This window comes from Streptomyces sp. NPDC104313 (genome assembly GCF_055583985.1).
In genome coordinates this window covers 98,397-111,620 of the sequence record NZ_JBVJMW010000001.1, presented here as the reverse complement: position 1 = coordinate 111,620, position 13,224 = coordinate 98,397, and the positions used below count along the sequence as shown (strand labels likewise).

Here is a 13,224-nt window from a genome sequence, read left to right as displayed (position 1 = left end):
GGGCCGTGGGCGGACAATGACCGGGTGCCTACCAAGAAGAAGCCCCAGGTGACCCCCACGCCGGAGCGACGCCGTGAACTGCTCGCCACCGCCGCCGAGGTCTTCGCCGCCCAGGGATACAACGCCACCACCGTCCGCCGGATCGCGGACGAGGCGGGAATGCTCGCGGGCAGCCTCTACTACCACTTCGATTCCAAGGAATCGATGATCGACGAGATCCTCTCCACCTTCCTCGACGAGCTCTGGCGGGGCTACGGCACCGTCCTGGAAGCCGGCCTCGGCTCCCGCGAGACCATCGAGGCCCTGGTCACCGAGTCCTTCCGGGAGATCGACCGGCACCGCCCCGCCGTCGCGATCTACCAGAAGGAGTCCAAGCACCTCGCCACCCAGCCACGCTTCGCCTACCTCCTCGACTCGCAGACGAAGTTCGAGAAGGCCTGGCTCGGCACCCTGGAACGCGGTGTCGCCGAAGGCGTCTTCCGCGACGACCTCGACATCCGCCTCACCTACCGCTTCGTCCGCGACACCGTCTGGGTCGCGGCCTCCTGGTACCGGCCCGGCGGACACCACAGCCCCGAAGAGATCGCCCGTCAGTACCTCTCGATGGTGCTCGACGGAATCGCCCTGCGTACGTAACCGGAAAACGGTCCATCCCGAGCGAACCGAGGAGCGGCAGCCATGGCCGAGGCCTACATCGTCGAAGCGGTACGCACCCCCGTCGGGCGGCGCGAAGGCGGCCTCGGGGCCGTCCACCCCGCCGACCTCGGCGCGCATGTGCTGAAAGAGCTGATCGTCCGCTCCGGCGTCGACCCGGCGGCCGTCGAGGACGTCGTCTTCGGCTGCCTCGACACCGTCGGACCGCAGGCCGGCGACATCGCCCGTACGTCATGGCTGGCCGCCGGACTGCCCGAGGAGGTCCCCGGCGTCACCATCGACCGGCAGTGCGGCTCCTCCCAGCAGGCCCTCCACTTCGCGGCGCAGGGTGTCCTCTCCGGCACCCAGGACCTCGTCGTCGCGGGCGGCACCCAGAACATGACGCAGATCCCGATCGCCTTCGCCTCCCGCCGGGCCGCCGAACCCCTCGGCCTCACCCAGGGGCCGTACGCGGGCAGTGAGGGCTGGCGCGCCCGCTACGGCGACGCCCCCGTCAACCAGTTCCACGGCGCCCAGCTGATCGCCGAGAAGTGGGGCATCAGCCGCCGGGACATGGAGGAGTTCGCCCTCACCTCCCACCACCGGGCACTCCGCGCCATCGACGAGGGCCGCTTCGCCCGCGAGACCGTCACCTACGGGGACGTCACCGCGGACGAGGGTCCGCGCCGCGACACCACCCTGGAGAAAATGGCCGGTTTGCGGCCCGTCGTGGAGGGCGGCACCATCACCGCGGCCTGTTCCTCCCAGGTCTCCGACGGGGCCGCCGCCCTGCTCATCGCCTCGGAGCGGGCCGTTGTCGAACACGGGCTCACCCCGCGGGCCCGCGTCCACCACCTGTCCGTACGGGGCGAGGACCCGATCCGGATGCTCTCGGCCCCGATCCCGGCCACCGCGTACGCCCTGAAGAAGACCGGCCTCACCATCGACGCCATCGACCTCGTCGAGATCAACGAGGCCTTCGCCCCGGTCGTCCTCGCCTGGCTGAAAGAGACCGGTGCGGACCCCGAGCGGGTCAACGTCAACGGCGGAGCCATCGCGCTGGGCCACCCGCTCGGCGCGACCGGGGCCCGGCTGATGACGACCCTGCTGCACGAACTGGAACGCACCGGCGGTCGCTACGGGCTCCAGACGATGTGCGAGGGCGGCGGACAGGCCAACGTCACCATCGTCGAGCGGCTCTGAGAGGCCGGCCCGGGCCGGCCTCTCGGGCGAGTCCGGCCCCGGGCCGGACTCGCCCGGGCACCCTCTGGTCAGCCAAGTCTTCCCTCCGACGGTGCGGCGTGATCCACCACCGGAGGAGAGGACGTGCTAGGGTGTTTCCCGTTGCAGTTTTGGTACCCATGAACTTTATGTGCGCCTGACGGGAATGCTTCCTCAGGCGCTTTATTGTTTTCCGGCTTTCTCCGGGTGGGGCTCAATGCGGCGACTTGGAATCCGTAAAGTGCGGGTTCTCGGCACTGCACCTGTTTTAGGAGAATGACATGGCTACTGGAACCGTGAAGTGGTTCAACTCGGAAAAGGGCTTCGGCTTCATCGAGCAGGACGGCGGCGGCGCCGACGTCTTCGCCCACTACTCCAACATCGCCACCCAGGGCTTCCGTGAGCTCCAGGAGGGCCAGAAGGTCTCCTTCGACGTCACGCAGGGCCAGAAGGGCCCGCAGGCGGAGAACATCGTCCCGGCCTAATCGCCGGACGCGTACCTCGCTGACCGGGGCCCGCACCGTGAAGGTGCGGGCCCCGGTTTGTGCTGTCCGAGCAAGAACCCGTTTCGTGCGCACATCCTGGGGGCGCATCACAGACGGCCGGGCCGGCACATCGCAGTAAACCCACTCGGCAGTTGCCCAGGAATCCCCCAGGAGGGCAATTCCGTATGACCAGTTCCGAACGCCAGGACCGCACCCCCCGCTCGCGACCGGCCCGTGGCCGAGGCCGCGGCCAGGGCGCCGGCCCCCAGGCTCCCGCGAACGGCCGGGGCGGCGCACCCCGCTCCAAGGCCCAGGGCGGCTCCAAGCCCCCGGCCCGCCGCCGCGCCACCCCGCCGCAGGGCGAGTTCGCCCTGCCGGAGACCGTGACCCCCGCGCTGCCCGCCGTCGACGCCTTCGCCGACCTGGACATGCCCGGCGGGCTGCTGAAGACCCTTACCGCGCAGGGCGTCACCGAGCCGTTCCCGATCCAGGGCGCGACCCTGCCGAACTCGCTGGCCGGCCGCGACATCCTCGGCCGCGGTCGCACCGGCTCCGGCAAGACGCTCGCTTTCGGCCTGGCACTGCTGGCCCGCACCGCCGGACGCCGCAGCGAGCCGCGCGCCCCGCTCGCCATGGTCCTGGTGCCCACGCGCGAGCTGGCCCAGCAGGTCACCGACGCGCTGACCCCGTACGCGACCGCCGTGAACCTGCGGCTCGCCACCGTCGTCGGCGGCATGTCGATCACCAAGCAGTCCGCCACCCTGCGGCGCGGCGCCGAAGTGCTCGTCGCCACCCCGGGCCGGCTCAAGGACCTCATCGAGCGCGGCGACTGCCGCCTGGACGAGGTCTCCATCACGGTCCTGGACGAGGCCGACCAGATGGCCGACATGGGCTTCATGCCGCAGGTCGTCGCGCTGCTCAAGCAGGTCGAGACGGACGGGCAGCGGATGCTGTTCTCCGCGACCCTCGACAAGAACATCGACCGGCTCGTGAAGATGTTCCTCACCGACCCGGTCGTGCACTCCGTCGACCCGTCCGCCGGTGCCGTCACCACGATGGAGCACCACGTGCTCCACGTCCTGGACGAGACCGACAAGAAGGCCGTCGCCACGAAGATCGCCGCCCGCGAGGGCCGGGTGATCATGTTCGTCGACACCAAGCGCGCCGCCGACCGCTTCGCGAAGCGGCTGCTCGCCAGCGGTGTACGGGCGGCCGCCCTGCACGGTGGGCGCTCGCAGCCGCAGCGCAACCGGACACTCGACCAGTTCAAGAACGGGCAGGTCACGGCGCTCGTCGCGACGAACGTCGCGGCCCGCGGCATCCACGTCGACGACCTCGACCTGGTCGTCAACGTGGACCCGCCGACCGACCACAAGGACTACCTCCACCGCGGCGGGCGCACGGCGCGCGCCGGGGAGTCCGGCAGCGTCGTCACGCTGGTGCTGCCCGAGGAGAAGCGCGAGATGACCCGGCTCATGCAGGACGCCGGCATCGCGCCGCGCACCACGCGGGTCACCTCCAGCGATGCTGAGCTGGGCCGGATCACGGGGGCCCGTGAGCCCTCGGGTGTCGCGATCGTGATCGAGGTGCCGCAGCCGACTCCGCCGAAGCAGCGGACCCGGTCGGGCGGTGCGGCGGGCGGCTCCGGCGGGGGCGCGGTGCGGTCCGGCAGCCGGGGACGTGGACGGCGCGGGTCCGGCGCGGGGGCCGGCGGTGGCGGCGCGGCGCGTTCGGCCGGTGCCGCACGCTCCGGTGGCGGTGCGGCGCGCTCCGGTGGCGCAGACCGCTCCGGCGCGCCCGCACGGGGGCGCCGGGCCGCGTAGGGCCACTCATCTCCAGCCGTCCGGCGATGGAGGACCGGGTCCGGGGCTCAGCCCCGGACCCCGGACCGGGGCTTTGTCCTCGTGCGCCGGACGGGCTGGGTGTGGCCGCCCGGTCGTTGTTGTCGGCCGAGGGCCCGGCCTCGGCACGATGCGGCCGGGGTCTTGTCCTCAAGCGCCGGACGGGCTGGAGTCGGCCGCCCGGTCCTCCGGATCGGGAGCCGGCAGCGCCGCGCGAGCCTCGTCCGCCTCGGCCAGGATCCGGTCCACCAGCTCCGCCACGCTCGGCAGGTCCTCGATCAGGGCCGCGACCTGGCCCGACGCCATGATGCCGAGGTCCGTGCGGCCGTCGACCATGGACGCCCTCAGCAGCATCGGGGTGTTCGCCGCCAGCAGCACCTGGCTCCAGCTCAGCTCCTTGCCGTGCCGCATGGCCAGACCGTCGCGGACCATGCCCGGCCAGCTCAGGCCGGAGATCCGGCGGAAGCCGGACGCCCGGCGCAGCGCCCGGTACAAGGAGCGCAGCCGGCCCGCACCCTCCAGTTCCGCCACCATCTCCGTACGGAGCATGCGGTGCGGGAGCCCGTCCACCGCCCTCGTCAGGGTGATGTCCTTGGCGGTCGCCGCCAGATAGCGGGCCTTCACCGCGTCCGGGACCGTCGAGTCCGAGGTCAGCAGGAACCGGGTGCCCATCGCGACGCCCGACGCCCCGTACGCCAGCGCCGCCACCAGGCCCCGGCCGTCGTGGAAGCCGCCCGCCGCGACCACCGGGATGTCCACCGCGTCCACGACCTGCGGCAGCAGCACCGTGGTGGCGACCTCGCCGGTGTGGCCGCCGCCCTCGCCGCCCTGCACGATCACCGCGTCCGCGCCCCACGCCGCGACCTTCTCCGCGTGCCGCCGGGCACCCACCGACGGGACGACGACCACACCCGCGTCCTTCAGCTCCGCGATCAGCTCCCTGGACGGGGCGAGCGCGAACGACGCCACCCGCACACCCTCCTCGACGATGATCCGGACCCGCTCCCGGGCGTCCCCCGCGTCGGCCCGCAGATTCACCCCGAACGGCGCGTCCGTCCGGGACTTCACCTCCCTTACGGAGGACCGCAGTTGACCCGGCGTCATGGTCGCCGAGGCCAGGATGCCGAGCGCCCCGGCCCGCGCGGTCGCGGTGACCAGGCGGGGGCCCGCCACCCAGCCCATCCCGGTCTGCACGATCGGGTGCCGGACACCGACGAGGTCGGTCAGGGCGGTGCGCATCAGGACCGGACCTCCCGGTCCCGGGTGCGGGCCGGGTCGACGACCTCGCGGATCAGGGCGAGTTCGGCGGTGGACGGGGCGCGGGTGTACGGGACGTCGTCCGGGACCGTGAGCGCGAAACCCGTCGCTTCCCTGACCTGGTCCACCGTGACGCCGGGATGGACCGAGGCCAGGCGCATCGAACGGTCGGGCGTCGCGAAGTCGAAGACCCCGAGATCGCTGACGACCCGGGGGATGCGGTGGAAACGGGTGGCCGAAGGGCCCGCCGCCCGCGCGCTGTCGTGGCCGACCCCGCAGATCATGTCGACGCGTTCGACGAAGACCCGGGGGGAGTGCCGGGGGATCCAGTAACTCACCGGGTTGTTCAGGGTGTTGACCGGGGCACCGCGTACACCCAGCAGTTGCCGGGAGGGCTGTTCCCAGTCGCCGATGCAGGAGATGTTCTGGTTGCCGAAGCGGTCGATCTGACTCGCGCCCATCATCACGTGCCGCCGACCGCCGGTCACCAGGGCCAGGTGCCTGCGGTAGGGGAGCCAGCCCTCCGCCTCGCCGTCCGGGCCGACGAGCGTCGCCTCGCCGTCCGTGAGGAGGAGTTCGGGGGCGAAGGTCAGCCGGGCCAGCCGCGCGCCGGCCGAGGGCACCGCGCCCATCGGGCTGGCCAGGATCTCGCCGTCGCCCCGCCAGGCCTCCGCGCACGCGATCACGCAGTACTCGGCACGGGTGATGCTGCCGGTGCCGGTGCCGGTGCCGGTGCCGGTGCCGGTGTCGCTGCCGGTCGCGGACGCGTTCACTTCTGCTCCTCGTGCCAGGTGCGGACCGCCTGCTGGTAGCCCTTCTCGTCGCCGTCCGGCGGCAGGAAGCGGGCCGCGAACTCCGCCCAGGCGGCCGGGTCCGCCGCCGCGGCCGCGTACGCCTTCTGGAACGGCTCGTCGCGCGGGTGGTCGGGTACGCAGGAGGTGAAGTGCGCCCCGCCCGGCGTCTCCACGACGCCGGTGACCGAGTGCCGCTGGACGAGGAGGGTCTGGGCGGTGGAGTTCTCGGTCAACTCAGCTGTCCGCACGATGCGTTCGCAGGAGACGTAGGCCGCGTCCGCCGCTTCGCAGAACAGGTCGTCGAAGTACGGGTCGGGGCCCAGGTACTGGCCGTTGCCGAGCCGGTCCGCCCGGTTGAGGTGGACCAGCGCCGCGTCCATCCGCAGGGCCGGCATCGCGACGAACTCCTCGCCGTCCTCGTACGGTGAAGTCACGGTGCGCAGCTCGGGGTTGACCCGCATCACGTCCGATCCGATGCCCGCGCGAACCGGCAGGAACGGCAGCCGGTTCGCCGCCGCGTGCAGTCCCCACATGAACATCGCCTCGTCGATCTCCGTCAGTGCGAACGCCCCGCGCTGCCGGGCCGCCCGGTAGTGCGGCTCCAGCGGGATGGAGTCGAGCGTCACGAACGCCGTGACCAGGCGGGCGATCCGGCCCGCCGCGGCCAGCAGTCCCACGTCCGGGCCGCCGTAGGAGATCACCGTGAGATCGGTGACGGGCGATCGCAGCAGCGCCCTGACCAGGGCCATCGGCTTGCGGCGCGCCCCCCAGCCGCCGATCCCGATCGTCATGCCGCTGCTCAGCCGGTCGACGACCTCCTCGGGCGTCATCGTCTTGTCGCGCACATGAGGGGGAGTGGGCACGATTCAGTCCTCCTTGCCGAAGGTGTCGCGGACCCGGGCGGCGGTCCCGGCGAGGTTCGCCTCGAAGGTGAACCCCTGCTCGAAGCGGTAGCTGCGCTGTACGTCGACGGGGTCGATGCCGTTCAGTGCGGCCTTCGCGAGCCGCAGCAGATGGCCGTCCTTGGCGGCGATCTCGTCCGCCAACTCCAAGGCGGTGTCCATCAGTTCGTGGGGAGGGACCACCCGCCACACCGATCCGTGGGCGAGCAGTTCCGCCGCGGTGACCGTGCGGGAGGTGTAGTACAGCGTGCGCATCAGGTGCTGCGGGACCAGCCGGGCCAGGTGGGTCGCGGCGCCGAGCGCGCCCCGGTCCAGCTCCGGCAGGCCGAAGACCGCGTCCTCGCTCGCGACGATCGCGTCGGCGTTCCCGACCAGGCCGACCCCGCCGCCCAGGCAGAAGCCCCGCACCGCCGCGACGACCGGGACCTCGCACGCGTACACCGCCGCGAACGCCTCGGCGCAGCCCCGGTTGGCGCCGATCAGGGCCCCGTGGCCCGCATCGCGCTGCAACTCCTTGATGTCGACGCCCGCGTTGAAGCCGCGCCCGGCGGCGGCCAGGACGACGCAGCGGACCCCGGGATCGCGGCCCGCCGCCCGGACGGCGTCCGCCAGGTCGTACCAGCCCTGCACGGGGAGCGCGTTGACGGGGGGACGGTCCACGGTGACGACGCGGACGCCGTCCGAGGGGCAGGCGGTGGAGACACTCATCGGAGGATCAGCTACCTTTCCACCAAACATTTGTTAGGTGGACGGTAGCAGTCGCGACGCCGCCCGCCAACCGCCTGCCGGCCGGTTGCCGTCAGCCGGCCGTTGATCATGGGGAGATGAGATGACCGCATCCACCGCACGCCGTGCCGGACTCTGCGCGGACCGGGTCGTCGCCGTCACGGGCGCCGGGCGGGGGCTCGGCCGGGCGCACGCTCTGGCCTTCGCCGCCGAAGGGGCGCGGGTCGTCGTCAACGACCTCGGCGTCGGCCCGGACGGGGACGGGGGCTCTGCCGGCCCGGCCCGGGAGGTCGTCGACGAGATCGCGGCGGCGGGCGGCGAAGCCGTCGTCCACGGTGGCGACATCGCCACGGCCCAGGGCGCGGCCTCCCTGGTCACCACCGCCCTGGAGGCCTTCGGCCGCTTCGACACCCTGGTCAACAACGCGGGCGTCCTGCGCGACCGGATGCTCGTCAACCTGGACGAGGACGACTGGGACGCGGTGATGCGGGTCCACCTCAGGGGCCACTTCCTGCCCCTCAAGCACGCAGCCGCCCACTGGCGGGCCGAGGCGAAGGCGGGCCGCCCGCCGGTCGCCCGGGTGATCAACACCAGCTCCGGCGCCGGACTCCTCGGCAGCGTCGGCCAGGGCAACTACGCGGCGGCCAAGGCCGGAATCGTCGCCCTGACCCTGGTCGCCGCCGCCGAACTGGGCCGGTACGGGGTCCACGTCAACGCCCTCGCCCCGGCCGCCCGGACCCGGATGACCGAGCAGACCTTCGCCGAGACGATGGCGGCCCCGGAGGGGGAGTTCGACGCCATGGCCCCCGCGAACGTCTCGCCCCTCGTCGTCTGGCTCGGCTCCGCCGCGAGCGAGGGGGTGAGTGGCCGCGTCTTCGAGGCCGAGGCGGGCCGTATCACCGTCATGGAGGGCTGGCGCCCCGGCCCCACCGACGACCGGGGCGCCCGTAGATCCCCGGCCGAGGCGGGCGAGACGGTGCGCCGCCTGCTGGCGGACGCGGAGGAGCCGGGGCGGGTCTACGGGGCGTCCTGAGAGGTGTCCCTGCCGGTCGTTCCGGGCGCGCGTGCCCCGGCACCCTCTGCCCCGCCGATCGCGTACGGAAACCCGCTTGCGCACCCGTCCGGGCACCCGGTATCCAGCAGGGGACACCGGAGGAGCACACGATGACGCGACACGGCCCGATGAACGAGTTCTGCTGGATGGACCTCAAGACCCACGACCCGGCCGGCACCGCCGCCTTCTTCTCCTCGGTGCTGGGCTGGGACTTCGCCGTGGACGAGGAGGACTGGCGGCGGGCCGTCAAGATCACCGCCGGGGCCGACCGGATCGGCGGGGTGAGCGATCTCGCCCAGCCGGTCTACCCGCCCGGTACGCCGCCGCACATCGCCTACTACCTCGCGGTGGACGACGTGGACCACCGTACGGCTCTGGCGGTGGCGAACGGGGCGCAGGTCGTCGTCCCGCCGTTCGACGCGGGGGACCAGGGCCGGATCGCCACACTGATCGACCCGGTGGGCGCCGTCCTCTCCCTCTGGCGGCCGCGTGGGTTCGCCGGGTGGCCGGTGTCGGCCACGGCCGGTGGCACGCCCCACCATGCGGTCCTGGCCTGCGAAGACCCCGAGCGGGCCCGGGAGTTCTACACCAAGGCGACGGGCACGCCCCTCGGCCGGGCCGCCTTCCGGGAAGCCGGACCCGCCCCGACCGGCACCGGAGCGGGCGCCACCGGCTCCGTACCGCAGTGGGAACTGGCCCTCGCCGTGGACGACCCGGACGCTGTGATCGGCCGGGCCCACGCTCACGGGCCGGACCTCGTGACCCCGGCCGACGAGGGCGGTCGCCGCATCGTACGGCTGCGCAGCCCGGAGGGGCTGACGTTCCGGATCCAGGGCCGGGGCCGGGACCTGATCCAGGGCCGGGACCGGGACCTGATCCAGGGCCGGGACCGGGACCTGATCCAGGCCCCGGAGGCCTGATTCCGGGCCCGGGACCGGACCTCCGGCCCGGACCACCGACGCCCGCGCATATCGGGTGGCGCGGCCCGGCCGCCGGCGGTGAGGATCGCCGTATGCGCACCTTTCTGGAGACCGACCGGCTCGTCCTCTGTCCGGTCACGGAGGCCGACGCCCCCGACCTGCTCGCCCTCGACAACGACCCCGCCGTCATGCGGTACATCAACGGCGGCCGGCCGACGAGCCCCGAGTCCATCCGGGACCGGACCCTGCCGAGGCTCCTCCACGACCACCCGTGCACCGGATCCCGCGGCTTCTGGGCCGCGCGGGAGAAGGGCGCCGGAGCCTTTCTGGGCTGGTTCGAGCTCCGGCCGCTGGATGACCACGACCCCGCCGTCGCCGAACTCGGCTACCGGCTGAACCGGGCCGCCTGGGGCCGTGGTTACGCCACCGAGGGCGCGCGAGCCCTGGTCGACAAGGGGTTCACCGACCTCGGTGTCCAGCGGGTCACGGCCAACACCATGGCGGTCAACATGGGATCCCGGCGCGTGATGGAGAAGACGGGCCTGACCTTCCTACGGGCCTACACGGACAACTGGCCGGAGGCCATCGAGGGCTCCGAGCACGGTGAGGTCGAATACGTACTCACCCGTGAGGGGTGGGAGCGCGACAGACAAGCGACCCGGTAGCGCCTACGACGGCCCACCCAGCAGGGCCGCGATCTCCCCGTGCCCCGTGTGCTGGTCCGTGCCCGCCGACGGCACCCCGTCCCGGAGCAACTCCACCGCCACCGTCTCCTCGCCGTCCCTGTGCTCGCGGAGCGTCACCGTCTCGATGTCGGAGCCGTACGACTCCTCCAGCTGTCGCCGCAGTTCGCGTTCCGGGTCGAGGGCGGCGATGCGGCGCGCCTCGGCCAGCGCGAGGGCGACCACGGGCTCCTGCCCGGCCGCCCCCGCACCGTGCGCGAGCAACGCCCGTACCGTCCGAGGGGATCCGCGCTGCGCCGCCAGTGCCAGCATCGCCTCTCCCCGGGGGCCCGGAAGCAGCGGGTCGGCGCCATGGGCGAGGAGCGCTTCCACGGTCGGGGCGTGCCCCAGACCGACCGCCCACCGCAGCGCGGTGAAGCCGAACTCCTCGCGCAGATCCGGCCGGGCCCCGGCGGACAGCAGCGCCTCCACCACCTCGGTGTGCCCGCCGCACGCCGCCCCGCACAGCGGCAGGTCGCTCGCCCCGGGGCCGCTCGCCCGGTTCGGGTCCGCCCCGGCGGCGAGCAGCAGGCGGACCGCCTCCAGGCGGTCCTGCACCGACGCCAGATAGAGCGCCGTCGTGCCCTCCTCGTCGCTCGACTCGGCCCGCACGCCCGAGCGCAGCGCCCGTACGACCGCGTTCTCGTCCTCGTACAGCGCGTCGAACAGGCGTAGTTCGTCCCTGATCGGCTCGTTCGTCATGCTTCGATCCTACGGTGGCCGGAACGACGCTCAGGTGTCGCATTCCAGGGCGGTCCCGCACAGCCCGCAGCGCGCGGTGAACCGGCCCCGGACGGGGACCCGGATGCGCTGGTGGCAGGTGGGGCAGGGGAAGGAGACGCGCAGGTCTCGGCCGTCGGTCCGGAAGGCGTACGGGGTGTCCGGGGCCGGGCTCGCGCCGGGGTGGTCCTGGGCGTACCGCCGGTCCTTGGCGTAGCGGCGGCGGCTCGCCCAGCCCGCGGCGGTCAGCGGGGGCCTGCGCAGATCGTGCAGCGCCCGCTCCCGCCCCTTGGTGTACGCGGTGTACGCCTGGGGGCTGGTGAACCACGGTGAGGGGTCCTCACCGAAGGCGAACGCCCGCTTGGCCAGGACGTATCCGAACTCCTCGGGGGTGAGGTAGCCGAGCTTCTGGCGGGACGTGGCGTCCTCCCGGAACGCGTCCAGCAGCAGCCAGCCCGCACCGAGGTAGGCCGTCGTCGTGTCGGTCAGGATCTCGTTGGCGCGGGTACCGGGGAACTCCAGGCCGAGCCGGTGCAGCAGTACATGGGTGACCTCGTGCGCCAGCGCCGCCCCGATGTCCCTGCGGTGGGTGCGGAAGCGGTCGTTGAGCTCGATGAAGTACTCGGGGCCCGCGGTCAGTTCCACACTCGCCGCGTGCTCCATCGCCCGGAAGCCGACGATCATGCGGGCCTCGGGCAGATGGAGGTGCTGGACCAGGGAGCGCGCCACCCGCTGGGCCCCCAGGTGCAGATCATCCCGGTCCGCGAACGCGGCGTCGGCGGGCGGGAGGCTGGTGGCATAGGCGTGGACGCCGTCCGCGGAGAGCCGCCGGTAGAGCGCGGTGATGGCGGAGCGGACCGTGTCCAGATGCGGAAAGCCGTGGACGACGGGTGCGCCCGGAGGGCTGTTCGTCATGCCTTACCCCCTCCGTGCGGCGACCGTCCGCGCCGTGCGCCCGCGACGGTCGGCGGACTTCCACTGTAGGCCCGAGGGGGGCTCGGCGGGGGTGGATCCCGGCGCGGGGATCATGGCCGGAAAGTGTCTCTTGTATCAGCGGTGAGCAACTCCCGATAATCGGATCACTTGTCGGGAGCATGACTAAAGCTCTCGTCGGGCACCCCAGCGACCCCCCCCCACGAAAGCAGGCAGCCCATGAAGCAGCTTCTGCGTGCGCTGAAGAGATTCTCCGTCGTCATAGCCGCCGTCGCCATCGCGACCGTCGGCCTCCAGCCCCTCACCGCCTCCGCGGCCCCCAACCCCGTCGTCGGCGGAACCCGCGCCGCCCAGGGCGAGTTCCCGTTCATGGTCCGGCTCTCCATGGGCTGCGGCGGCGCCCTCTACGCCCAGGACATCGTCCTCACCGCCGCCCACTGCGTGAACGGATCGGGCAACAACACCTCGATCACCGTCACCGGTGGTGTCGTCGACCTCCAGTCGCCCAACGCCGTCAAGGTCAAGTCCACCAAGGTCCTCCAGGCCCCCGGCTACAACGGCACCGGCAAGGACTGGGCGCTGATCAAGCTCGCCCAGCCCATCAACCAGCCCACCCTGAAGATCGCCACCACCACCGCCTACAACCAGGGCACCTTCACCGTCGCCGGCTGGGGCGCCAACCGCGAGGGCGGCAGCCAGCAGCGCTACCTCCTCAAGGCCGACGTCCCCTACGTCTCCGACGCCACCTGCCGGGCGGCCTACAGCAACCTCGTCTCCTCCGAGGAGCTGTGCGCCGGATACACCGACACCGGCGGTATCGACACCTGCCAGGGTGACTCCGGCGGCCCGATGTTCCGCAAGGACAACGCCAACGCGTGGGTCCAGGTCGGCATCGTCAGCTGGGGCAACGGCTGCGCCCGGCCCGGCTACCCGGGCGTCTACACCGAGGTCTCGACCTTCGCCTCCGGTATCGCCTCCGCGGCCGCCTCGCTCTGAGGCCCGCCACCACCCGCGAC

At 72.6% G+C, this 13,224-nt stretch carries 14 protein-coding genes; 8 read left to right on the top strand and 6 right to left on the bottom strand.

Annotated features, from left to right (window positions below):
• Positions 1–24 precede the first annotated feature (24 nt).
• The 4 genes from ACZ60Q_RS00490 (at position 25) to ACZ60Q_RS00475 (ending at position 4,162) form a co-directional block, all read left to right on the top strand.
• Complete coding sequence (locus ACZ60Q_RS00490; protein WP_469626227.1) at positions 25–636, top strand: TetR/AcrR family transcriptional regulator; 612 nt, start codon at positions 25–27, stop codon at positions 634–636.
• Positions 637–678: 42 nt separating this feature from the next.
• Positions 679–1,836 (top strand): acetyl-CoA C-acetyltransferase, encoded by a 1,158-nt coding sequence (locus ACZ60Q_RS00485; RefSeq protein WP_469626224.1) that lies wholly within the window; start codon positions 679–681, stop codon positions 1,834–1,836.
• A gap of 299 nt (positions 1,837–2,135) precedes the next feature.
• Positions 2,136–2,339, top strand: a complete 204-nt coding sequence (locus ACZ60Q_RS00480; RefSeq protein ID WP_015607926.1) for a cold-shock protein — start codon at positions 2,136–2,138, stop codon at positions 2,337–2,339.
• A gap of 185 nt (positions 2,340–2,524) precedes the next feature.
• A complete protein-coding gene (locus ACZ60Q_RS00475) occupies positions 2,525–4,162 on the top strand; it encodes a DEAD/DEAH box helicase (RefSeq protein WP_469626222.1) in 1,638 nt (545 codons plus the stop codon).
• 168 nt (positions 4,163–4,330) lie between these two features.
• On the opposite strand, the gene ACZ60Q_RS00470 is transcribed toward ACZ60Q_RS00475, so the two are convergent.
• From ACZ60Q_RS00470 to ACZ60Q_RS00455, 4 genes are all read right to left on the bottom strand, one after another.
• On the bottom strand, positions 4,331–5,419 hold the full coding sequence (locus ACZ60Q_RS00470) for an NAD(P)H-dependent flavin oxidoreductase (protein ID WP_469626219.1): 1,089 nt from the start codon (positions 5,417–5,419) through the stop codon (positions 4,331–4,333).
• Positions 5,419–6,144 (bottom strand): CoA-transferase subunit beta, encoded by a 726-nt coding sequence (locus ACZ60Q_RS00465; protein WP_469627936.1) that lies wholly within the window; start codon positions 6,142–6,144, stop codon positions 5,419–5,421. Before ACZ60Q_RS00465 ends, ACZ60Q_RS00470 begins: the two co-directional genes overlap by 1 nt.
• A gap of 62 nt (positions 6,145–6,206) precedes the next feature.
• On the bottom strand, positions 6,207–7,094 hold the full coding sequence (locus ACZ60Q_RS00460; RefSeq protein ID WP_469626216.1) for a CoA transferase subunit A: 888 nt from the start codon (positions 7,092–7,094) through the stop codon (positions 6,207–6,209).
• A gap of 3 nt (positions 7,095–7,097) precedes the next feature.
• A complete protein-coding gene (locus ACZ60Q_RS00455; protein ID WP_469626213.1) occupies positions 7,098–7,841 on the bottom strand; it encodes an enoyl-CoA hydratase family protein in 744 nt (247 codons plus the stop codon).
• 121 nt (positions 7,842–7,962) lie between these two features.
• On the opposite strand from ACZ60Q_RS00455, the gene ACZ60Q_RS00450 reads away from it, so the two are divergent.
• The 3 genes from ACZ60Q_RS00450 to ACZ60Q_RS00440 all read left to right on the top strand — a co-directional run bounded on the left by ACZ60Q_RS00450 (position 7,963) and on the right by ACZ60Q_RS00440 (position 10,498).
• Complete coding sequence (locus tag ACZ60Q_RS00450) at positions 7,963–8,892, top strand: SDR family oxidoreductase (RefSeq protein ID WP_469626211.1); 930 nt, start codon at positions 7,963–7,965, stop codon at positions 8,890–8,892.
• Between the two features lie 131 nt (positions 8,893–9,023).
• The gene (locus ACZ60Q_RS00445) at positions 9,024–9,833 is read left to right on the top strand and encodes a VOC family protein (RefSeq protein ID WP_469626208.1); all 810 of its coding nucleotides are present in this window, start codon (positions 9,024–9,026) and stop codon (positions 9,831–9,833) included.
• Positions 9,834–9,925: 92 nt separating this feature from the next.
• On the top strand, positions 9,926–10,498 hold the full coding sequence (locus tag ACZ60Q_RS00440) for a GNAT family N-acetyltransferase (RefSeq protein ID WP_469626205.1): 573 nt from the start codon (positions 9,926–9,928) through the stop codon (positions 10,496–10,498).
• Positions 10,499–10,501: 3 nt separating this feature from the next.
• Here the strand turns inward: ACZ60Q_RS00440 and ACZ60Q_RS00435 are convergent, their stop codons facing one another.
• Positions 10,502–11,257, bottom strand: a complete 756-nt coding sequence (locus ACZ60Q_RS00435; RefSeq protein WP_469626203.1) for an ankyrin repeat domain-containing protein — start codon at positions 11,255–11,257, stop codon at positions 10,502–10,504.
• Positions 11,258–11,287: 30 nt separating this feature from the next.
• Positions 11,288–12,190 (bottom strand): hypothetical protein, encoded by a 903-nt coding sequence (locus ACZ60Q_RS00430; protein ID WP_469626200.1) that lies wholly within the window; start codon positions 12,188–12,190, stop codon positions 11,288–11,290.
• 237 nt (positions 12,191–12,427) lie between these two features.
• Here ACZ60Q_RS00430 and ACZ60Q_RS00425 point away from each other — a divergent pair, with 237 nt between their 5' ends.
• Entirely contained in the window at positions 12,428–13,204 is a 777-nt protein-coding gene (locus ACZ60Q_RS00425; protein WP_469626198.1) for a S1 family peptidase, read from the top strand.
• Positions 13,205–13,224: the final 20 nt, after the last annotated feature.

Bases quoted from the DNA above. Each gene is read 5' to 3' on its own strand.
- ACZ60Q_RS00485 (WP_469626224.1), top strand. From the start codon at position 679: ATGGCCGAGGCCTACATCGTCGAAGCGGTACGCACCCCCGTCGGGCGG.
- ACZ60Q_RS00425 (WP_469626198.1), top strand. From the start codon at position 12,428: ATGAAGCAGCTTCTGCGTGCGCTGAAGAGATTCTCCGTCGTCATAGCC.
- ACZ60Q_RS00435 (WP_469626203.1), bottom strand. From the start codon at position 11,257: ATGACGAACGAGCCGATCAGGGACGAACTACGCCTGTTCGACGCGCTG.
- ACZ60Q_RS00455 (WP_469626213.1), bottom strand. From the start codon at position 7,841: ATGAGTGTCTCCACCGCCTGCCCCTCGGACGGCGTCCGCGTCGTCACC.
- ACZ60Q_RS00475 (WP_469626222.1), top strand. From the start codon at position 2,525: ATGACCAGTTCCGAACGCCAGGACCGCACCCCCCGCTCGCGACCGGCC.
- ACZ60Q_RS00430 (WP_469626200.1), bottom strand. From the start codon at position 12,190: ATGACGAACAGCCCTCCGGGCGCACCCGTCGTCCACGGCTTTCCGCAT.
- ACZ60Q_RS00450 (WP_469626211.1), top strand. From the start codon at position 7,963: ATGACCGCATCCACCGCACGCCGTGCCGGACTCTGCGCGGACCGGGTC.
- ACZ60Q_RS00470 (WP_469626219.1), bottom strand. From the start codon at position 5,419: ATGCGCACCGCCCTGACCGACCTCGTCGGTGTCCGGCACCCGATCGTG.
- ACZ60Q_RS00445 (WP_469626208.1), top strand. From the start codon at position 9,024: ATGACGCGACACGGCCCGATGAACGAGTTCTGCTGGATGGACCTCAAG.
- ACZ60Q_RS00440 (WP_469626205.1), top strand. From the start codon at position 9,926: ATGCGCACCTTTCTGGAGACCGACCGGCTCGTCCTCTGTCCGGTCACG.
- ACZ60Q_RS00480 (WP_015607926.1), top strand. From the start codon at position 2,136: ATGGCTACTGGAACCGTGAAGTGGTTCAACTCGGAAAAGGGCTTCGGC.